This window comes from Croceitalea sp. MTPC5, from assembly GCF_036985505.1.
Classification (GTDB): domain Bacteria; phylum Bacteroidota; class Bacteroidia; order Flavobacteriales; family Flavobacteriaceae; genus Croceitalea.
The window spans coordinates 21,556-44,828 of record NZ_BTGQ01000001.1 but is presented as its reverse complement, the minus strand read 5'-3'; the positions used below and the strand labels follow the sequence as shown (position 1 = coordinate 44,828).

Below are 23,273 nucleotides of genomic sequence, written 5' to 3'. Positions count from 1 at the left end.
ACTCAGCATCACTAAAATACAAAAAAAACAATAGTATTACTTTTGAAGTATGAAGGCCCAATCATAAAATTGGGCCTTCTGCTGAGTACATGTTGAAAGTGAGCCTTCAAACAGTACGAGGTAAAAGTATAGTTACCCTAAAATACTTTTTGCGCATTTGCATCAAATAGTAACCCAAAAGACTAATTAAATTCAAAGTTCCTTGATTTGTAAACCGTCTCAACTGATGTTGATGAAATCAAGATTGAGTACGATGCCGTTTGGATAAAAGCATTAAGAATCAATCGTTTCTCAGGGCCTCGATAAGTTCTTCTTTGTTCATTTTTGAACGGCCATCGATACCTATTTTTTTCGCTTGCTCATACAATGCCTCTTTTGTGCGTTTTTCATAAGCCTTCGAGCGACCTCCCCTCTTTCCTGAATTCTCGGAATTAGCGATACGGGCTGCCTTTTCTTGACTGTACCCCTTGTCACGTAAAGCTTCATACTGGTCTTCGTTTTTTATACTCGGTCTTCCCATAACTATTGTTTTTGTTCCGTTGGCATAATATATACATCATTGATATTGGCGCGTTTGGGTTGTGACATTGCATATAAAATCGATTCGGCAATATCTTTGGCTTCCAACGGTGTCATTTGACCCATCTCAGATAGCTGCTCTTTAATCTCGTCGTCGCTGATGGTATCCATCAATTCGGTCGAAACAAATCCTGGCTCAATGGACGTAACGTTAATGCCATAGGTGGGGGAAAGTTCTTGACGTAAGCCCTCTGAAAACATTCTGACTGCTGCCTTCGTGGCACAATACACTGCACCTCCGGGATATATTTTTCTTCCAGCACTTGAGGCAATATTTATGATGTGCCCACTTTTATTTTCAAGCATAGTGGGTAAGACGGCAGCCACCCCGTTGAGAACACCTTTGATATTCACATCGATCATTTGATTCCACTCTTCTGTGTGCAGGTTTTTGATGAGCGAAAGTGGCATGAGTCCCGCATTATTAACGAGACCGTCGATAGTACCCCAGGCTTCTAAGGTCATTTTCGTGATCTTTTCAAAATCTTCTTTATTCGTGACATCACCAATAATGGACATTGCTTTTCCGCCCTTAGTAGTAATCTCTTTTTCCAATTCTTGCAACTTTTCCTCACGCCGTGCCGTAAGGACCACTTTGGCACCTTCATTGGAAAGTAGTTTAGCGGTTGCCCTTCCTATACCACTGGAAGCCCCAGTAATTACAATAACTTTATCTTTTAATTTCATATCTGTGTTTTTTTCAAAGTTCTTGCTTCCTGTAGCAATGGATTGACCGTATTCCTGAAAAACTTAACGTATTTCATTATAGGGAACCTCGAAAAAAGAATTTGGGAATCACTTCGGTTACATACACCAACCTTGTAAGCGCAATTTTTGGGGATTGTAGGTAATAAATCGTTCAGGTAAAAGTAAAAATGGTACAGACCATTTCGGAATCATTTAAATTGCAACTTAACGTGAGTTCGACTTAAAATTTGTCCTGTAATAAGGATATATCATTTTGCATATCGAATCAAGCATCTTCCCGCTTAGGTCATTCGGGAATATATTTAGACTATGGTTTTCGTGTTGCTGGAACATTGGTTCTACTGTATTTGTTTTGTACCAATCCCTTGTTGCAGGCACTATTGATTCCCTTTTATCTTATAATAACTTTTTGCAATCTATTTCCAAAAGGCGTTTCCAATAACACCGCATAGACCCCTGAGGGCATGGCAGAAATGTCAAAGGCAATACGATATGAGCTCTCACCGCGTTCTTTTGCGGATGTAATCAATGTATTGTTGGCAAAACTAAATATCTTGACACTTATATTTGCCCGTTCTGAAAGCTCTATATCCGCGGTGAACCTACCATTGGTCGGGTTGGGATATATAAGGAAATCCTCTAAATTCTTGGTGTTTTTATCTGTAGTAGTACCCGTAACCGTACCGTCTCGCTCTACAATAAGTACTTTCTTCGTTTGGGTTGCCAAACACTGCCCTCTCGTGGTCAAAATTCCTATTTCATATTCCCCGGCCTCGGCAAACACCACTTCAAGCTCATCATTATCTTGCTTTAAGACGGTAGCACCATCAGGCAATATCCATTGCAAGGTATCGGGTATTGGAAAACTAATGTCAACGGCAATCACAGGTTCATCGACAAATGCTTGGCTAGACATAGCGAATTCCGCACTGATTTCATCTTCTATGACCTCGATAGTGATAGTTCCCGTAGCTGTGCACCCATTTTGATTGCTTATAGTTAGACTATAGGTACCGCTTTGGTTTAAATCAACTATTGGGGCGTTACTTGAAAAACCGGTATTGGAAGACCATTCATAGGTGATATCGGTACCTTCTACGGTAGCATCCAAGGTTAAGACCTGGCCATCGCAAAGAACCCGGTCTTCACCCAAGTCGACTTCTAAGGGAACCGGGTCAACGAGGGTATAGGTACGCATCTCTGGACCATTGTCAAATCCTGTGACGGTAACCGTATAGTCGCCTGCTCCCAAGTTGGAAATCGTGCTTGTCGTTGCACCGTTGCTCCATGAATAAGAGAAATTGCCATTTCCGAAATTTACTTCCAATGCAATACTACCATCCGAACTTCCGAAACAAGTAGGCTGTATGACGGTAGCTTCGATTACATCAGGTTGCGTCACCGTAAAAGTATTCGCAAGGGTACATCCATTGTCATCCGTAACGTTCAATTGGTAGTCGCCCGCGATAAGGTTGGATAGGTTTGTTTGTCCACCTAAAGAACTATTGTCCGCTAGTCGAACCCATTCTATGGTATACGGCCCGATACCTCCCAGAATATCCACATCGATAGCCCCATCGGCACCTTCATATTCTGAAACATTGGTAATGGTAACATTCTCGAATCGTAAGGCATTTGAAGGTTCTTGAACCGTAGTATTGATCTCAACGAAACATCCATTGCTGTCGGCCACTTCAATGGTATACTCACCGGCAGCTATGTTCTGTAGGTTTTGGGTCGTTTCACCATTACTCCAAAAGTACCTATAGGGTGGTGTTCCCCCTTGAACCGCAATAGCAATTGACCCCGTAGCCTCTCCTGTACAGAGCACATCAGTGGTATTTACAACTTGCACGGTGAGCAAAGGAGGTTCTTCCAATAGCACTGAATTGGAATCAATGGTTACTCCATTGGCATCCGTAACCCTTACGAAGTATTCCCCAGCTTCCAAATCCCCCAGAATATCATCAAACTCATTTAATGGGGTATTACTTCCACCACTGATTTGAAACCACTCATAAGCATAGGGTTGAACACCACCCTGTACATCAACAACAATTTCACCGAAATCGTCACCAAAACACTCTAAAAACACCGTGGTCTGTGCAGAAACGATCAATTGTCCTGGTTCCGTGATGACAAAATCTTCGATCAAGGTACATCCATCGGAATCATTGGTATGATTGGCATCCCGTACGATCAACGTATAATTGCCGGCCGGTAAATCGGTAACATCTTCATTGGTTGCACTAAAACCATTATCTGAAAACCATTCATAGGTATAGGGCGAAGTACCGCCAGCAACAGTTACCGATATCGCCCCGTCATCAGATCCTTCTGCGGTAAGATTGGTCTGTTGATCTACAATCAATATCAATTCGGCCGGTTCATTTACGAAGATGTCATTTGTAAACTGATACTCACAATTATTGGCATCCCAAACGGTAATACCGTAAAAACCTTCGCCAAGGTCATTAAAGGTATTCGAAGATTGTACCGCCCCATTATCCAAAGCATAACTATAAGGCGGCACACCACCTTGGGCGTTGACCTGTATAGACCCGTCGGCACCCCCAAAGCAGGACACCTGTGTGGCAATACCTGTAGCCGTGAGCGCCTCCAAGGGTTCCCCAACCGTGATATTTTGGGTAATGGGGGGTGTAGCGGTGGCATCATCAATAGTAACGGTATAAATACCTGCCACAACATTTTGTAGGGAGTTCGTTGTTTCCCCGGGGATAATTGTACCATTAAACTCCCATTCAAAGTTTATCGGGTCGGTGCCCGTTGCCGTGAGGGTGATTGCCCCCGTGGCCTCTCCTTTACAGGTAACATCAACAACATCAACGGCCAATATGGACAGTGGCCCTGGTTCGATAACGGTAAAGTTTTCCAAATAAAAACAGCCACTGGCATCCGTGGTGTGTCGAGCATCACGAATCTGTAACGTATAGGTACCCGCTGCCAAACCTGAAATATCTTCGGTTACTTGGGAAAAAGCCCCCGGGCCGGACCAACTGATATCATAAGGGGCCGTGCCGCCTTGAATGGAAATGGCGATTGCACCATCCGTACCGCCATTGACCGAAACATTGGTAAGACCGTCCAAAACAACGCTAATGGCATCGGGTTCGGTTACGGAAGCCGTAGTATCGAACTCACAGGCGTTGGCATCCCTTACGGTTATCGTATAATCCCTAGGTAAGAGGGATGAAAAGGAATTTAATGTTTGGAAGGCACCTCCATCCAAGGCATAGGAATAAGGAGGGGTTCCCCCATTGGCGGAAACAACGATAACGCCATCACCACCACCATTACAAGACACTTCGGTGGGGGTAGCCGTAGCATCAAGCAAAGCCGTTGGTTCCATCAACGTAACGCTTGAAGTAACTTCGGGAGCCGTGCTTGCATCGGTTAACCTTAGGGTATAAGTACCGGCGGTCAACCCAGAAATAGTATTGGTATTGGGAGCGGTAAACCCGGGCTCCCCTTGTTTTTCCCAGACAAAATTGAAAGGTGGTGTACCAGTGACCGTGACCTGTATACTTCCCGTGGCTTCCCCAAAACAGGAAATATCGGTCCCAGAAAGGTCCGTGATGGCCAATGGACCGGGTTCCAAAATTTCTATGGGATTGGCCAAGCTGCCGGTACAACCATTGGTATCGGTTAAAATCAGGTTATAGTTTCCTGCGGGTAGGTCAATCAAACGGGTCTGGGTAGAACCTGCCGGGGGTACAAAGGCAGTTCCGTTTCTCGTCCATTCCGTAGTAGCGATTCCCACGTTATTTATTACTGAAATTTCCAAAACACCGGCAAACCCACCATTTTGCGTATTGTCCACATGGGAAGCCAATACCTCAGTAACCTGAATGGGATCAGTGGGTTCTGAAATGGTCAATACGCTTCCAAATACCACTTGACAATCGTTGGCATCGCGGATAAAAAGGGGGTAGTCTCCCGTCATACCCACTGGAATATCAAATGTACTCCCCGTAGCCGAAGTAAAATTACCCGTATTGGATATACGATAGCGATAGGGTGCCGTACCCCCATTTACCATTACTGAAATGGAACCATCATTACCGCCAAAACAACTGATATCATTGGCACTTGCATTGGCTATCACCAATTGCGCAGGTTCGGTTACCGTAACCGACTGGGATGTCCGGGCCGAAGGATTGGTTACCGGTGCCACGGATGAAGATACATTGATAGTATACGAACCTTCACTAAGTCCACCGCGTATGAATGTGCCATTAGTCGAATTTGTCTCTAGAAGCACACCATCACGTAGCCATTGGTAGTTATATGGAGCGTTACCCCCAGATATGGTCACCGTGACTTCTGCATCAGAAGCACCAAAACAACTTATTGGTTGGGTTACTTGCATTGATGTTATGGTAGGTAGTGGTACATTGGTCAAGGTAACCGTACCCGAAAAGGTAGCGGTACATCCATTCGCATCGGTTACCGATAACGAATACGTACCTGAGGGAAGTCCCGTTAGCACGCCAGAGCTTGCCGTTGTCGATAAATTACGGGTTACCGGACCGGTTACCTGATAGTTGAAATCCGGTGCCCCTCCTGTGATATTTATGCGAATCTCCCCGTCGGCGGCCCCAGGAAAACCAGGTTCCCTATTTACCGCACCCGAGGTAATGGTAACCCCATTGGTTATTTGGTTGATATTGACGGTGGCATTGCTTGGGCTGATACAGCTCACACCGCCGCCTAGCACCAATCGGCTTCTAAAAACATTGCTGCTCCCTTGCGGAAGATTGTTGAACACCGGGGAATTCTGCCAAGCTCCACCATTGTTCGAATATTGGTACGTACCCGATTCCAGATCCTGTCCCCCGATTGCGCTCAAGGTAACGCTACCAGTGTCCCCTGGGCAATTGGGCTGGTCAGTACTTGAAATTGCCACGGTAACCTCGCTTGGCCTATTGATGGTAAAGGTACCCGTTTCCCCTGTGCTTGTGGGTTGATCATCGGCACTTCCAGGACCATTTAAAATAAATGTTTGGTAGGTAATTGAATAATTCCCAGGAACCAAATTTTGCCAAGTATAACTATTGTCAACGGCAAAATTGTCTACAATAACATTCGCCTCAGGAATGGTAAATCCCTCCGGGGTCAGGCCACTAAGCGTTGCCCGGAATTGTTCACCGTTGGCCAAGGGCCTGTCATAAAATAACTTGGCGCTCCCATCACTGCTGTCAAAGCAAGAAATATTGCTTGGTGTTGTACCGTTCAATACGGGAGGACATGGCAAGTAAACATAGGTCAAAACTTCAGAATACTCGGGTGTAGCGCCAGGATTATACAAAATCCTTAGCCTTAGGTTCTCACCTGTATTTAATCCACTAAAATCGCTTTGTTCAAAGGAAAAGGTCTCTGGCCGTTCTGCATAGGGCAAAAGGGTGTTCCAGATAGTGCTCCCTCCAACCTGATACTCGACTCCATATGCCACTGCCTCTGAACATCCTGGGGTATACACCGTGAGGGATTCTGTTTCACATTCGGAGAGAGTGCTATTTGTGGCATCATAACTATTTGCATTGGTAAAGGAATCTACTTCATACACCCGAAAGTAACTTACGTTGGCCGTAGATCCATAGAGAACAAAGGGAACATTACAACCCATGTTGGAATACGTAAAACTGGCAGGACCGTTAATGGGCAAGGCCTGAAATCGCAGTGCAACTTGGGTTAAAGGAACGGAAGAGGTTATTACCCGTTTTCCAACAAAGCTCTGGGGGGTATTGGTATCACCACTGCCACTAAATAGAAAAGCACCGGATTCTTGGGTCGTATCTTCAACGGCGTAAACAATAAATTGATAGCCTTGGTTTACATAAGAAACCGCCTGCTGTTGAATAGCCCACTCCGCAAGGTAGGTATATTGAGCGTTGGATTTCCAACTAAACAAGAAAAGAGACAATAAACCAGTTAGTGTAATGTAGAACTTTTTCATAGCTTAATACATTATCTTAATTATCTTTAATCGTGATTGTGTCCCATCTTTTTTTACCAATTGCAGTGCGTACCTATACTTGGTACTGACCACGAGATCGGTATCTACAAAAGAACGTTTGTTACCCGCGATGGTTTTGTACAGGGCCAAGGAAGTTCCCTCTTCTGCACGGTACAATAAAAATTCGGAGACATTTTCTTCATCCGTTTTCCAAGACAGACGAATCCGCCGTGTCTCACGATCGACCACCCCATTGAATTTTGAAACGAGTTCGGCATAGAGCCTTTTAGGCGTGTTCACCACAATTTGTGCCGTGGGTTTACTCTCCAATCCCGTGGCATCCAAAGCCACGAGGGTATATGCATATGGTCTGCCCGGGGAAACGTCGGTATCCACGTAGGTGGTTGGGTCTTCAATTTCGATGCGGACCAATTGCTCCCATCCTTCTTCTTCAAATGCCAAATTCTTCCTGTATAGCACATGGGCAATCACGTCATCGCTTGAGCTATTGACCCAATTCACAACCGTTCCCTTTTCACTCGCCTCATAGTTTTTGATTACCGGTGGTGAAGGGGGGATAAGGTCTGGTTTTTCGAGTACCAGCGGTTCTGAAAAATCGGAGGTATTGTAGCGTTGATCTTCTGCGATGAGTTTGTAGTATACCTTTTTATTTAGGTTTGCCATAGGTACCGTATCCAAATACTCATTAGCCTTAACTACGGATAACGTTATTTGGGAGAACTCTGCTGCGGGATTGTTGGACCGGAATATGCGATAACCCGCTAAGTCCAGCTCCTCGTTCTTTTTCCAAGAAAGTCGTACCACCCCGGTAGTATCTATTTGTCCTGAAAGTTCTTTGGGGGGACTCGGGGGCAAGGAATCCAAGGGTTGCACTATGGTTGGGAAAGATGGTTTCTCCGTTCCGTTTTTACCCATTGCCACTACGGTAAAGTAATTGATCCGTCCAAGACCTGTATACCTCGTTTTACGTGCCAACGGGGCAATATTTTCCTTGACGGTCTTATAAGGGCCTTCGGGGCGGTTTGCCCTTCGAAGTTGAAAACCATTGATCTCGGTATTTCCCTCTTCAGGAAATTCCCATTCCACTTCCACGTTATCCCCATCGGTAATCGTTTTTCTTAAAATATGGGGCGTATAATCCAGAGAGGCCAGCCCCATACCGGATTCTACTTGAGAGGGAGGGCCAACTTCCCCAAAAGGGGTCATTCCCTTGACGCGATAGTAAAACGTTTTGTTGTTGGGTATGCTATCGGAATAAAATAAGGAAACCTGTTCCCCATCTTTTGAATCCTGCGCATTGAAAATTGGTTGTCCGTTTACTTTTTGAAAAGTATTTCCATCGGTCGACTTCTCTAAGATATAGCTGGAATAGGTTTTTTGAAGCAAGTTGAAATTCCAATTCAACAGGGCATTGCCATCTGCAAAAATACTTACGAAACCAAGAGGTATGGGCAATTCTTCATAAAAATCCAAACTGGCATAAATACTTCCCTCTTTTATGGGATAAGAAGTGTTTTCTAAAAGGTTGACCTTTATTTTATACAAATACTTCTCCCCTGGTTTTGCCGTATTGTCCTCAAAGGCCCATCCCGCTAATTTAGCTGCTTCATAGTTCTGTTCCGCAGCTATCAAGGCAAAGGTGAACCGTTGTTCCAATTCTTTGTTTACCGCAAAAATATTATCGACACTGCCCATGGTATCGACATCAAAATCATCACCATAAAGGGCTTGTGCAATTACAGCGGCATTATCATCTGAAGTAGCCAAGGTTTCCCATTCTACCAAAGGTCGTGGTACTAATGGGGTACTGGTAAGGGTAGTGCTTTCGACTGGAATGACTGCAGCACCATTTCTAGAAACGGTATAGCGCTCAACAATATAGCCAGACTCATTGCCTTTCTTCCATGCCAAGGGTCGGTCCGCAGCCCAACGCAACATGATTTTATCTTTGGTGGCATGGGCCAAGACCTGTATGGAAGCATCTTGCCCTTGGGCCCAAATACCTTGGTATGCCATGCTCACCAGCACCAAAAGTATAAGCTTCTTGAAGAACGTCTTTACAAAGTAACTATCCCTCGAGGCGAATCTTGTTCTATGGTACGCTCTTTCCTTACTCATCATTCCTGAATTTTATTTCGAACCGTGATGAATGTACGTTCCCCGGTGTGCGATAAATCAAATAGGTCTTGTACGTTCCCAAGGGCAGTGCAGGGAATATACCTTCTATCAGATATCCGTATTTCTCATATAAAGTAGCCTGTTGCGAACCAGCATTTACATATCTGTTTACCATGGTATATTGAAGATGTAAAAAATCCGCCTTGTAGTAGAACGGTAAATTGTACATGAGTGGATAGCGTTGGGTTACATAAGGTGATGTAGGGTTTTCCCTTAAATAAAAGCTGTACCAGTTGGGCACATCCAACCCTCTTACCGGTGGAACGCCCAGGATGTTTTCATCGCGGTTCACGGTAATGTTTCCGTCTAGCGGATAGTTTTTATAATTTAATGGATATATCTGCCTTTTGTAGTAATTGTCACTGAGAATCGCTTCACCGTACACCATTGGTTTATCTGCCGTATAGGTGGTACCCAATACTTCTGGCACATCAAAGTTTTCATATTGGGCAACTTTGAGGTGGATACTATGGATATCTGCCGCGATGATGTCCGTGATGTTATCCGTAATGGAGATCGAACGCATTTTACTTTTAAAGGTTTCATGTTTACTGGTCCCGAAAGCAAAATGCAACAGCGATTTGGGCTCGGCATTGGCCACGGTAACATTGGCAGCCTTTTTATTGGCCACCACCACGTTTGCCGAAGATGATTCGGTAGTCGTATTGCCCGAAACGGGATCGTACCAACTGGTATCCCCAGGCTCTTCATCAAATGAGGTGGTCTCTTCGACCACCACTACCTCAGCAGGCCCATTTTCACTCGGTGGAAAAGCCATAATATCCACTTGGATTTCGTTGGATAGGCCCATATCAGGCAAATCATAGGTCACTATTTTGTTGGTTCCATCATATACCAGATTGGTGCGGGTTGCCGTGCCATTTTCCAAGGTCTGGGCTTTTATGGTGTAACCGCCGTTAAATAAATACCCTTGCCCCCGTTCCAATTTTACGTAGCCCCGATCAAATTCTTTGGGATAAAGGTTTTCTTGGTCCACCACCGGATACATATAGGCAATGTTGTGCAATGGTATGTGATCTGGTGCAAGGTCTGTGGTAAATTGGGTATCCCTTTTCTCAATCGCAGGTTTACCGCCATCATTGATCACACGCCAGGTGCCACCAACATTTTCTTCAAAACTTACCTCTACCAGGGCTACCACTTCTTGTTTGGACGGCAGTACTTCATCAGGAATAAAGGTTACGGCATCATTGGCATCGTTCCATTCCAATTGTCCAGAAATGGTCTGGCCGTTGGAGGTGAGCTCAAATGTCTTTAAGTTGATTTTAAAGGTCTGTAGGCCTTCATCAGTATCAATGCTGAAAGCTTGGCCTACCGCATAATTGAACACTGCCTGCGGTGCGGTAAATACATCTACCTCATCTGAACCGTCTATTGGGGTAAGGTCTGAAATGATGGGAACCTCGGTAAAAGGATTGATATCCACGAGCTCACATTCATCCCCAAAGCTTACTTTTAAGCGCAACCGTCCTTTGATCAACCCACCAAGTACGCTAAAGTACATGCCCACATAACCTTTAAAATAAGAGGGATTTGGAAATTGGCCGTGCAACAGGGCTGCAATACCCGCCTCAGCGATCTTTATCTTCTTCTTTAGGAACAACAGTTTTACCCGAACCCCGAATTCACCATAGAGCCAAGCGTATACGTTGCCTGAGGAATACCAACCATTATTTCCAACGGGGCCCGATCTTCCTTTACAACGGGCATCGGGATAATAACGGTGCATGACGTCAAATCCGGCTCCGATTTCCAATGTAGCATAAAAAATGAGGTATTGGAACGACTGCCGGTAGGCAAAACTTAGGCCGAAAGCAAATCCACTACCCCTAGTCAATTCATTGGCCCGTCTGTTATCATTTAAGATATCGTCACCTAATATCTGTAGTATTCTTGGGTGTGGTGCCAGTTGGGTGGGCAACATATTCCCCGTCATAAAATAGCCGCCGACCTCCAGTTCCACACTATCGCTCAATCCAAAAACGAGACCCAAGCGATCTGTTGGGGAACCTACATGAAGGTACCATTCATCAGGGCTCGTATGTAGCGTGGCAAAACCTGCTTTGTTGTTAGGCCCAGCACCCCTAAGGCCTTGGGTGGAAAGGTAGAGTTCAAAAGTTCCATGGAAGGTACTCGTGGTAAAGTCCTTCTCAATACCTAAATACACCCCTATTTTTCCAGAGGAAGCAACTTCCCGCAACGGAATGTAATCCTTGGCGGTACCCAGAAAATCACCATTACGCAACGCTATTTGATACAGTAGCGGATTCTCTTTTGCCCAGGTATCTATGGCTTCCTGTAATTTTTTAAGTTCTTCTTCACCGTAGTCTTGTTGGTCTTGGGCGGTCATAAAGGCGCCTTCCCCCGAAAAACCGATTCGATTGAGCCCTCCATTATTGTTATATACCATCTCCAACACCGCTTTTCCGCGAAAGGTGGTTTTACGTTGTACCCCAATACTTACCCCGGCACGTACCCCGAGTCCTATTTCATAATCTGGCACGTACGTTGATCCGGTTGGGGTCCATACGCTATTTTTATCGGTACGGCGCATGTGGTTTGAAAGTCCGCCCATAAAAGCATCGATAAGAAACTTTCCATCCCCACCGTCGGTTTTATTCTGCCAAGCGTCTACGAACCAATACCTAAAGACCGCTTCTTCGCCCTCATTGATGGGTTTGGACCCAAAAAATCCTTTGCCCCCAACCTCAAGGTTCAACTTCTTGATATTGGCGCTAAGGTCACCGCCAAAACCATCTCCAAATTCGGGGTCGTTGTTCTTGATTTCCAATTCTCCTTTGACATGGACGCCCCCGCGTTCAAAATCAACACCTATTTTATCAATAGCCACCTTATCAAATTCCCAACTGTGTAATTTTTTCCCATCCTCAAGTTTCCCGAGAATATTCAAGGATGTAGTGGCGCCCTTGCCTAAATCATCTAGATGCAAGGCCATATCGAACTTGAGGCCCACCTGGTTATTGCTTGGGGTTACCATTTGTACTTCTGAAATGGTCACCGGTAAGAACAGCAATTGGAATTCCCCATCAAAACCAAAGTGTTTTGCTTTGATCAGGGGCTTGTCAGGTTCGGTCTGTAATTCCAGTTCTTGAAAAGTGATGCCCCTAAAATTGAACCCATCAGCACGAACGGGAATGCTATCGTTTGTTTTGGTATTGGCGGCATTTTGGTTTAAACCTCCACCTACACTTAAGCTACCAGAGAGGTTTGCCGAAGGATAAAATTCACCATCTATGGATTTTATAGCCACACTGGAGTTGGGCAAGAGTTCCATTTTACCCAAAAAAACAGGGGTATCATACCTTAGCGTATCCCCTAAAGCCACTTTGAGGCCGTATTCGTTTTCAGCGATGTAGCCTTCATACCCTAAGGGTTGTTTCATAATAGGCACCCGAATATCCCCAGCAAGTGCACCGCCCTTGATGTTATTGGTTACCAATGTAATTCCGAGGGAATCTATGGTAAAGCCCCATTTGCCAACCGCGCCTTCCCCTCGTTTTAAAAGATTGGTAGCCGAAAATGCCCCCGAGAGGCCAAAACTATCTATAATCAAATTTTGCCCATTAAAGCGTACCCGCTCCGTACTTCCGGTAATCTTTTTAAAGGATTCTGGAAGAAGGATATCAATTTCCTTGGCATAGATGCCACGCCATAAGGTTCGATTATCGGCAGGCAATAATTGGTTATAAGCCGTGGGGAAAACCACATTTTCAGAATTACGGGTATCACTAAGGTCCAACACCGCATTCTGAACATTAAAGGCCCAATTTTTAAGCCCCACCATTTCAAAATTGGGTAGGGTAACATCGATAAGCACATCGTTCCACCCTGAAGTCTGCACTGTGAATTCGGTTTCTACATAACAGGTATTCTGGGCTATTTTTTTACCTTTTTCATCAGTCGCAAAGGGTTCTTTTGAGGGGCCGCACATGTAACCGCCATCTTCATTTAGGGGCAAGAGCACACTTCTAGATACTTTTAGATTACCATCAAGGCTAATCTCCTTAAGCCCGTTACAATCTATGGAGAGGTAACTTTTACTGGTAAAGTTCCCGGTTTTTAAGTTGACACCTCCTTTTAGGGTCAACAACCAATTATCGCCATTAAAGGGAATCGGGAAATCACCAAGCAATACCAGTTTGGCATCACCCACAAGTGCCCCCTGCCTGGAAAACTTTACCCCTTCCGCCCCGAAAAACAGGGACCGATTGCTCTGCGGGATATCCATTTTGGCCCATAGCTTGAGCTCTGCATACTCTGAATGGAAGCGAACGCTACTAACGGCAATAACGATTTCATTGCCCGAAGAGGGATCGCGTTTTCGAAGGCCAACCGGCAATTGTAGAAGATCATTTCCTGTAAGTACGTCCACGAAATTCCCAAATTCCTCTAGTTTTTGAATCAGTTGGTCGGCCCGGGCAATCAACGTATCGGCCTGTGCCTGTTGAAAGTTCTGTTCTATGTAGGCCTCATTGAATTCTGGTTCTTGATCTTGTGCATAGTTAAAATGAAAATCCTTGGTTTGGGCGAGTTCGGCATCGAGGGCCGGAAAGGACCTGAATTTCTTATTGGAAACGGTAGTATACTTTTTTAACCCCAAAGCGGTAGGCCCTGTGGAATTTGCCAGTTGTTGGATCTGCCGATACAAGGTATTTTTCAACCCTTTCCCTTTGGCAACCACACTATCCTTTTCCTTAATGGGGTCTTCAACTCCCGAATAGGGAGCTGCCATAGCCAACCACTGCGTTAAAAAAAGCAGTAGCGTGATAATGGTATGTTGTCTGGTGGGTTTCATTTTGGGTGGATTTATTTAAAGTAGCATTACTTATTTCCTATTCATTTCAAAAAAATAATCTTTTTCACGTATTAATACATTCCAGCAAATTCCATTCGCAAAAGGGTCAGTATCTCCCCTAATAAGTTCTTCCCTTCCCATGTCTTCCTTTTTTGGGATTTGGAATTATCAGCGGCCATGCCTATTCCCCATATTTTATCATTCGGTGCCGCTTCTACCAGTGTAGTGCCCATAGTTTCGATTAATTCACCCATGAGGTTTTCATTTTGGTCAAACTTTAAAAAATTAGCAGCATATACCACATTACTGCGATGATATCTCCAAACATCATCATCGTAATCTTTAATCTGCCTACCAAGTTCTTTCATCTTTCTAGGGTTTGAAGTCGTCATAATTTTGTTTGCAATGGCTATATCCAAAAAAATTATTGCTTTATGGTACATCATAAACTGTTCAGCGGAATTAAATTCCAATTCCGCAGGCAAGCTGTTATTTAAATATGCCTTTTGATCTTCGTTAATACCTCGATGAAAGGATACATCCGATGATACGAAACGTGATTTATGCCATTGCGAAAAAGGACTTTTTGTTTCCCAGAAAAAGGTAAACTCCCTTTCTTCCCTTTGGCGAATGGATATAACCATTTCCCTATCTTTCCAAGATAAAAAGCTTAAACGTTCCAAGGGTATTTGCTCGTTCAATGCAATACCTATCAGCTCTTCTTTTGATTCATAACCCACATCCCTTCGATTTACAAAAAAGCTTTGGGCCGCCACTATTTTTTTTTCCGTTTCACTCATGATGCTATTCTGAGAGTTTGATGATATATCTTATCGAACCATCGTTTTGTGTCGTCTTCACCACGTCCAAAATTTCATAATCCTGATTATTTGATAACATGACCTCTTCTTGAATCCTATCACATTTTAAATTTTTGCCGCATAAGTTTTTACCATAATCTGAAATATCGTCAATATCGACCCCTCTTTTAGAGGTTATTTCAAACAGTACTTCGACTCTATCCGGATCTTTGAATTTTTGGATAAAGTCTTCCGCTACGTCAACAGACGTAGAGGTTGAAAGAAATGGAGGTTCATTGATTCGTGGGGTTATACCTCTTGCGACGCCTTCGTTGTAAACATTGACGTAACGTTCTATAATCTCTGACTCCGGTCGGTTACTACCCCTGAAAACGCTACCTTGATAAACTCTGGTCAATCTCATTTTATCAAGACCTGAATTTATCAGATTGATCCATTCCAGTTGCTGTTCCGTGAGAGTTCCTTGATAGGCACCACTGGTAAGCTCAAAATTATTGACTGTATATCGATGTATCGCCGTAGCCTCTATTTCACTTAATTCATCTACATATTTTAGCAGGTCATTTTTCTTCAGCGTGTTGTAAGACTCAAGCCATCTTACTTCTGTTCTAAAAGAAGTGCTTTGAAGTACTTGCCAAGCGTCAATGAAATCAGGTCCATCCAAAAAAGCTTGTAAAAGCTGGGAATCAGCTAAGTCGTCATTTAATAATGCAAGGGTTTCGTCAGGCCAATTAGATACTTTTGTTTTGGCTGCGTTAGGCAATTTATCTAGAAATGGATATTTTGATAAGTCATTGGCTCCGTCAGTAAATCTTCTCAGATTTGTAACAATCTCGTTTTTATCGCTATCTGGTATTGCATTTGGTGCATTTTCTATAGCTTGCAAAGCTTCATCAGCACTTCTTTTTAAGGCTTGGGAGAGCGCGATATCACCGCTTAAAGAAGCAAGTTCCACAAAAACCAAAAAGGTGTTCAATTTTTTACAAACATCGGTTTCACAGCCCGAATATTTTAAAATCAAACTGAAAGTTCCTGCGGTTACTTCCGTGGCCCCCAGTGTAATTTTCAAACCTTGCAAGCGTGTCACATGTCTTAAATGCCTTAACTTGGCCAAATTTCCAATACCAGTAAAGGTTACCGCTATATCAAATGCAAGAATACCTGACTGTTGCCAATTTTTTGTAGCATTTTTCGTAGACAACACCTTTAATAGAAACATGGGAATGATAGCTTCCTTTATTTCTATTGCGGATGCAATGGTCCTGTAATTCAAAAGTAATATGGTAGAATAAGAATAGTAAGTCCCCACTTCTTCATAACTTTCTACATAAGGTCTACCTGTATATGGGTTTGTACCCTGTCCAGCCTCTTTTTCAAGAACTGTTACATTTCTAAAGTCTTCATCAAAATAGATGGAGTACTTGCTAAAATAAAAACCTAAGAACTTATTGGATTCGTAGGGCAACGCATGGTATTCCTTAATATTATAGTGAGTAGACCTTTTCCAATATTTAGTCAATAAGGTCACCATATCCGTGAACTTTTCACCTTCTCCAACATCATCCAGCTTTTCAAACAACCTACGAAGAAGTGTCTTTCCTTTCGCTTTCTTTTCCAACAGACCATCCAATAAGGAAGTTGCACTTTTCTTTCCCAAGGATTCTATAATTGTCAGTACAGCACGTTCTTCATTAGTAAAAGTCTCGTCAACGTTACATATTAATAGGCTTCCCAATGCGGCCCATAATTGTTGATCTGACAGTTCTTGTGCATGAAATGATGGAACTTCAGCAAAATAGACATCAATATCATTGCAATGCGTCTCGTCATCTATAGTTGTCGGCAGTAGGTTGGCATCTAGCCATCGGATAATTTGTTTTGAAATATTCGTCTGACGTTGGCCAATTACCACTATCGTGTTAGATGGTGCAGGACCAGGGTTTTCCCTGAAAAAATCACCTATAGATTGACCTTCCGGTATTTCGTAAAGCTCTCTAACATCTTGTTCAGACAAATCTTCCACCTCAACAGTAAAACCCTCGGCGTTCAAATGGTTGGCACCTATACCTAAATACTTTGCGAAAGTCTCAATATCGTCATGATGGCCAAATTCGAAAACAAACTCATTTCCACTGGAATCTTCGAGTTTTAAATGATAATAAATATCATAAACCGGCCCTAAACCAAGGAGATTGGAAACTGTTCTACTTTCTTTAATTGAAAGGCTTTCTGAACCAGGTTCAATTTGAAAATTTTCAATCCCGCTGCGGGGTTGTTTGATTAATCTAAATTTGAGATCAACTCCCGAGTCTGAAGTCAGGGAATAGCTTTTTGTTAACCTACAGTCAATAGGATAAAAGTGTCTCTCATGTGTGCATTTTTTATTTACCAAATTTTTCCAAGCCAAAGGAGTTCTTTCATTGGAATATGCCGATTGAATATGATTCAATACTTGCCAAATTTTTAAACTACTATTGGTCAAAGCCCCTTCCCCATCATCATCAAACACATTGATTCGAAGTCCATCAAAGCCCATAGCCTCCCAATCGCGTATGGCGAGTTCATTGCCATCGCCATAATCCATCAACCAATTGGTCCCCAGCCCAGAACTACCCTGTTCAAAAGGATGACTTAACGCGAAAACGCCATGACCTACCTCATGGGCAACCAAATCGGCCACAGTACGCTTGCTTTCTTGTTTAGTGGTATTCAGGTTTATCGGAAAAACAAAACCAAACTGGGAATTTCTGGGCATAAAGCCCGCAATATTGCCAGGTTGTACATCATCATCGAACACAAAAACATAATACGAGTTGTTATTATATTGGCCCGAATTCGCCTTAAAGTCTTGGTAGAAATCAATAAAACTTTGGGGATGTCTCGTAAGCAAACCACTCTCCGTATAGCGCAGTTCTGAGGTATTACCTGTGTAAGTACTACCATCGATAACGTTCAATTGGCCTCCTCCTTCATTGAATTTTTGGGCCACCTGGGCTTTTATTCCCTGGATAGCAGCTCCATTTACCGGCACCAAGGTGATGTTAGCTTGAGCCAACGGGCGAAGATGATGGATAAAGAAACTGGATACCACCACTTGTTTGTCCTCACCATCTTTTAGGGTGATAATCGCTTCCTCATTGCGATACCCTCCATTTCCCTTTACGGTGACCTTAACCCTGTTGCTATTGCCGGAGACCGTTTCGGTTTCCAAAGCGAGCCCGCCAATGGTCTTAAAAACAAGCTGCTCTAAAGATAGGGTTGCATCCTTGAAATTGACATCCACATAAAAACTATCCGAGGTCCCATTTTTTACGGCTTTGTGCACCGGGTAAAAGGTACCACCGTTCTCTAAGGAAACACCGGGGTAATTGTTCTCTTCATAAGAATTGTCCACTATATCCCATCCATAGTCGGAAGCAGAATCCTTACTATAGGAAAAAGTGACCTTAGAGTCGTCAATGCTTATTACCGATGGGCTGTTCACCGTGCCATCACCCCCCTCTTGCACACCAACCGTATTGGCAGAATTGGCCGAACCGCCTTCGGCGGTCGGGCCCAGTTCGTTTACGTTACCGTTCTCATCAATACTATAAACCGTATTATTCCCGGTGATGGTGTAGGTGTCCCCTTCATCATAAGGAAAGGTCTCCTCAACTGGATTCCCATTTTCATCGGTTCCTGAAACGACAATTTCCCCATCTCGAATCTCAACCGTATCAATATCAAAATCAACGGGGTCTAAAGGGGTATGGTCCCCTCCGTTAAAAATGTCCCCAACGTCATCCACAAAATCCCATGGATCTATAATGCCCCCTAAGTTGGGATCGTACACAGTAACTACATTGCCTTGGGCCAGTTCTTTATTTTGGTTGATGAAGATATTGGTAAACTCGACCGCGACCTTGATGCTCTTTAGATATGGAATCGTGACGTAGCCTTTACCATTGAAATAGCCGTTACCCCCATTAACCTCTAGTACGGTGACAGGGAAATCCCCAGCGGTAAATTTTTCATCCACTTCCAAGCTTTCCAAAGGTACTTGGTTACTAACATCGATATTTGGGGCTATACCGCATTCATAGGCACTGTCATCATCGTCAAAAAGGTTGGTTCTGAACGTTTGTATTCTTGAATATTCACTTTCTGAGAGCACACATTTTTTAGATAACTGGTATTCATATTCCGTACCCGGTTTTAAATCCCATAACGTAATCATTTCTGCCGTGGTCTTGGAATAAAACCATTCCCCACCGCTATCTTTTTGACGGTATCGTATACTATATTCCGCAGGGTCTTGCGAAAAGTCCGTCCATAAAATATTGGCATTGGTAGCTCCCTTGACTTCATCGGTTACCGTGGAAGGTAATTCGCAGCGTGTAGTGCTACCGAACACATAAATCTCACTGAAGCCTTGGTTATTAAAGACCCCAATTTCTTCGGCACCCTGCACTGCCCTGACCTGAACGCGCCATGCGTAGTTTTTATCAGGTAACAGTAATGGATCTGAGGGCCCATAAACATAAGTCGTGGCCGTGGTAACCATGGTAAAAAATGGTGGACTGCTTAGAAAAGCGGCCTGATGGTCCACCTGATTATCCCATATCTCGACAATACTCAATTCATATTCCACATTGGATACGTTGATATGCCTTGGAGTCCATTGAAAGACAATATTCTGGGGATTGACCTGCTCAACGATCGTTCTGTTCTGGGGGCTAACCAATATAGGGGGGTCGTTCTGAAAAACAACCGTATTTACGCAAGACCTGTTACTTAGACGGTTGCCCGTCAAAACATCAAAGACCTCAAAACAAAATTGATAGGTACCCTCAGGTATAGGTTGTCCATAAACATTTGGGGAAATACCGGTAATGTTCTCAAATCGAAAATAAGGCGCAAGATCGATATTGTTCAAAACCAAGGGTAGCCCCCCCTCTAAGAATAAGGGTGCCGCACCATTGACAATTTCATTGCTTTGAAAAGAAATACCGTTTCCTTCGAAAGAGGCACGTAAACGAATCCCCCTATTTTGTATGGTCAAATCATTTAAGGTGATTTGAACGCGAAGCGGACCATTAATAGCAGTCTCGTTCGCATAACTTGAAAAATATACGGGAGTTGGGGGAATGGCCTGTGGTACAATTTGAACAGGAAAAGACTGTCCGAAAACGGTAGCTATCTGTATAAAAAACAGCACAAGAATTATGAACAAGAGTGAGGGTCTTTTCATTGGGTTGAATTAGTTCTTGTTTATGTACCTAAGTTCAAAGGTATCAGGATCCACTAAATCGGTGGACAATTTGTAATGATAATCGATGAACTGTATTTCTAAAAGTAGTTTTAATTCATCGATATCCTTGTTTTTTTCATACGTCTGGTACAATTCCATCGATGTATTTCTTTTAAAATCGGATAAATAGCCCTTAGCATTCTGAATATCAGCTAATTCTACATAGTTTTCAAATTGTTTTTGCATCCACCGATGTCCGACTAATTTCCGTAGCCGTTGTTCTACGTCTTCTTTCAATTTCTCATAGCCGTTTTGTGTTTCCTTATCCTGTTCGGTATATTCTTCCAACGGTTTATTATGAAATGGATGTTCGTCAAGCTCGGTTTTCTTACTTACGAATAGCCCTTCTAGAACGATATCGATCCCACTCATATCACCCCTGATTTTTTCTACGACCTCGTAAAGGATCTCATCATAAAGCTTTAAGAAATCACCATAGCTATAAAGATTGTCTAAAAATGTTATGGCCCGCTCTTCGTAAACAGTCTTACGTTTTTGGTGTTTGACCGTGGCGAGGTCTATTTTTAGTTCATCTTTTTTGAATGAAGGTATATTTCTGAATTTTGGGCTGCTATATACATTGGTCAATTGTGTATTAATATCCGTTATTGTTCCCCTATACGTAACCCCCCTGTGTCTAAATGCCAAAATATTCTTGTTCTGCCCAAGGGTTTTTTCCCTTCCCTTAAGCCTGAGCTTGAAATTATCAAAACTATAGCTGTATCCAAAGGTCATAGTAAAATCCCTATTACTACCAGTCTGTGCATTTCTGAAAAGGGAGAGTACATTGAGGTTTAGGTTATGTTGTTCAAACAGGGTGTAACTCGCCCCCAATCTAAAATTATACACACTGCTTTGCTGCTCTGCATTATTGAATGAGGTATTGTACGAGCTTGAGAAGTTCGTTCGTAAAGTCTTATCAAAAAACTGTTTCCCAATGGATAATGTAGGTCCTAGAATAAGGTTCGAATCTTCCATTCCGGTTTCATTCAGAGAAGCATTCCCTGCCAGTGAGATATTCAATGCCTCTTTTGGGTAGTTCCAGGTATAAGAGGCAATACCATTATAAAAATTACTTAGACCACCTTCGATGGTCTCGCCTTGTTGCTGGTTATTGGAGTTCTGATAGATGATATTAAGGTTGGCCGTCTGTTGTTTTGTTTCAGATCGTTTGGTGATGTAATTGATCCCCAGATTGGCATTTTGTGATATTTGCCGATAATTCAAGGTGTCCACATTATCAAATGCCCCAACTTGATTTATAAAATCGAATTGATCTTGGATGTTTGTAAAGGATTGGAAATTCGAATAAGACCCATTGATACCCAAACGTTCTGAAGCCGTGTAATTCAGATTTATCGAACTAACTACCCTTTGTAATTCGGATGATTTTGTATCATCAAGGTTGTCTTGCTGTAAACCGGCATTTACGGAAACATTTAATTTATTATCAAAAATGTTTTGGCTTGCATTGACGGTAATATTCTCAAAATCATTATTGAAAAAATAAGCCCCTAAAGTTCTGTAATCGGGATCTATGCGCTCATAGGCCACGCCCAATACCCCATTGCCAGCAGGATAGCTCAACGAGGCATTAAAAGCATTGAAATAATTGGTCGTTATATTTTCGTCCAATAAAAAATTGAGTAAGCCATTTTCTGATCTAGGGTCATTCAGCCCGGTATCTTCGGTTATGCCCGAAATGGCATACTCCACACGAAACCTTGCCTTATCGAATAGGGTAAATTCGGTTTCAAGAGATACCACGGCATTGTCATTAGGGGTAATATTGGCAGCAATTGGAATAGGGTTTTCAAGGGATCCCTCATCATCCGTAGCTTTGAAAAGAATAAGCCCCAATCTAAATTTTTCGAACGCATATGACGTTTTCAACCCGTAACCTATCCGTCTATAAGCAGCCATAGCCTCAGGCATTTCGGTATTGAATTCCGTTGCCCTAAGCAATCGTCCGTACATGGCGCTTATCTGAAAAGGGCCTTCTGGGGTAAGGTCAACCCCTGCACCGGTAAATTGATGCCCTGCAAGGGTATAAGGTGAAAAAGTCATATTGACATCACCGATATGGGCAGCAATCCATTTATAAGAAGGATTAAGGCTCAATCGATTGAATTTAAAGGGATTGGCAAAATTAAAATCCTGATTGGAATATGTAAATGACAATGGGATGTTGTATAATCCTGCAATATTAAAATTGAGATTACCATTGAGAAAATAGGTAAAGGACTGTCTATTGGCCGTACCATCATAAAAAACACCATTCGCGGAAATACCGCCGTTATAGCGAAGCAATTTTTCCTTTCCTACATTTTCAAAATTGACACTTTGGCACAATGCAACACCACTCAAAAACAAGAACGCAATGAGCACTATAGTAGAAAACCTGTTGCAGTCAGTATTCAGTTTCGCTAGTTTTGAGAAGCTATAGTAACCAATCAAAGATTCACGGCTTAATTTTTGTTGTGAAATTCGACAATTATGTTGTAATATATTTACTATTAAAAATAAAAAATAAGGATAATCTTAAGCAGTCTATTTTTAGGGAATGACAGACTATCGCTTTAAAGGAATACGCACTTTGAAATCAAACCTTTGTCGAGGATGGTTATGCCCTAGTGGGCATCTTTGCGAACTATTTGCGAACTTTCGTGTATTAAGTTGGTCCAATTTGGTCTATTTTGGACCTTTAGGGCTATTTTTTTGGATGAGGAAAAGAGGATTTACAAACCCTTCAAAAAAAATAAACCCCTGAATAACAGAGGTTTATTATCTGGTCGGGATGACAGAATGCCAACCTTCTCGCTATATCCCTTTAAAATCGGGGCTTTTCCAATTTTTTAATTT

Annotated in this window: 8 protein-coding genes; all 8 read right to left on the bottom strand. The window is 42.9% G+C overall.

Annotated features, from left to right (window positions below):
- Positions 1–280 precede the first annotated feature (280 nt).
- The gene (locus AACM45_RS00125; protein WP_339140015.1) at positions 281–520 is read right to left on the bottom strand and encodes a Rho termination factor N-terminal domain-containing protein; all 240 of its coding nucleotides are present in this window, start codon (positions 518–520) and stop codon (positions 281–283) included.
- A 2-nt stretch (positions 521–522) separates the two neighbouring features.
- Entirely contained in the window at positions 523–1,266 is a 744-nt protein-coding gene (locus AACM45_RS00120) for an SDR family oxidoreductase (RefSeq protein ID WP_339140014.1), read from the bottom strand.
- A gap of 412 nt (positions 1,267–1,678) precedes the next feature.
- Positions 1,679–7,264: a T9SS type A sorting domain-containing protein gene (locus AACM45_RS00115; protein ID WP_339140013.1), complete on the bottom strand. Its 5,586-nt coding sequence runs from the start codon at positions 7,262–7,264 to the stop codon at positions 1,679–1,681.
- Positions 7,265–7,267: 3 nt separating this feature from the next.
- A complete protein-coding gene (locus AACM45_RS00110) occupies positions 7,268–9,403 on the bottom strand; it encodes a fibronectin type III domain-containing protein (protein ID WP_339140012.1) in 2,136 nt (711 codons plus the stop codon).
- Entirely contained in the window at positions 9,396–14,300 is a 4,905-nt protein-coding gene (locus AACM45_RS00105) for a hypothetical protein (RefSeq protein ID WP_339140010.1), read from the bottom strand. The genes AACM45_RS00110 and AACM45_RS00105 overlap by 8 nt, the downstream gene beginning before the upstream one ends.
- A 71-nt stretch (positions 14,301–14,371) precedes the next feature.
- The gene (locus AACM45_RS00100; RefSeq protein ID WP_339140009.1) at positions 14,372–15,100 is read right to left on the bottom strand and encodes an NADAR family protein; all 729 of its coding nucleotides are present in this window, start codon (positions 15,098–15,100) and stop codon (positions 14,372–14,374) included.
- Between the two features lie 4 nt (positions 15,101–15,104).
- Positions 15,105–20,351, bottom strand: coding sequence for a fibronectin type III domain-containing protein (locus AACM45_RS00095; protein WP_339140008.1), 5,247 nt, complete (start codon positions 20,349–20,351; stop codon positions 15,105–15,107).
- Between the two features lie 9 nt (positions 20,352–20,360).
- Positions 20,361–22,868 (bottom strand): hypothetical protein, encoded by a 2,508-nt coding sequence (locus AACM45_RS00090; protein ID WP_339140007.1) that lies wholly within the window; start codon positions 22,866–22,868, stop codon positions 20,361–20,363.
- Positions 22,869–23,273 lie beyond the last annotated feature (405 nt).

Excerpts from the sequence above, each read along its gene's own strand:
- AACM45_RS00125 (WP_339140015.1), bottom strand. The coding sequence starts at position 520 with ATGGGAAGACCGAGTATAAAAAACGAAGACCAGTATGAAGCTTTACGT.
- AACM45_RS00120 (WP_339140014.1), bottom strand. The coding sequence starts at position 1,266 with ATGAAATTAAAAGATAAAGTTATTGTAATTACTGGGGCTTCCAGTGGT.
- AACM45_RS00115 (WP_339140013.1), bottom strand. The coding sequence starts at position 7,264 with ATGAAAAAGTTCTACATTACACTAACTGGTTTATTGTCTCTTTTCTTG.
- AACM45_RS00110 (WP_339140012.1), bottom strand. The coding sequence starts at position 9,403 with ATGAGTAAGGAAAGAGCGTACCATAGAACAAGATTCGCCTCGAGGGAT.
- AACM45_RS00105 (WP_339140010.1), bottom strand. The coding sequence starts at position 14,300 with ATGAAACCCACCAGACAACATACCATTATCACGCTACTGCTTTTTTTA.
- AACM45_RS00100 (WP_339140009.1), bottom strand. The coding sequence starts at position 15,100 with ATGAGTGAAACGGAAAAAAAAATAGTGGCGGCCCAAAGCTTTTTTGTA.
- AACM45_RS00095 (WP_339140008.1), bottom strand. The coding sequence starts at position 20,351 with ATGAAAAGACCCTCACTCTTGTTCATAATTCTTGTGCTGTTTTTTATA.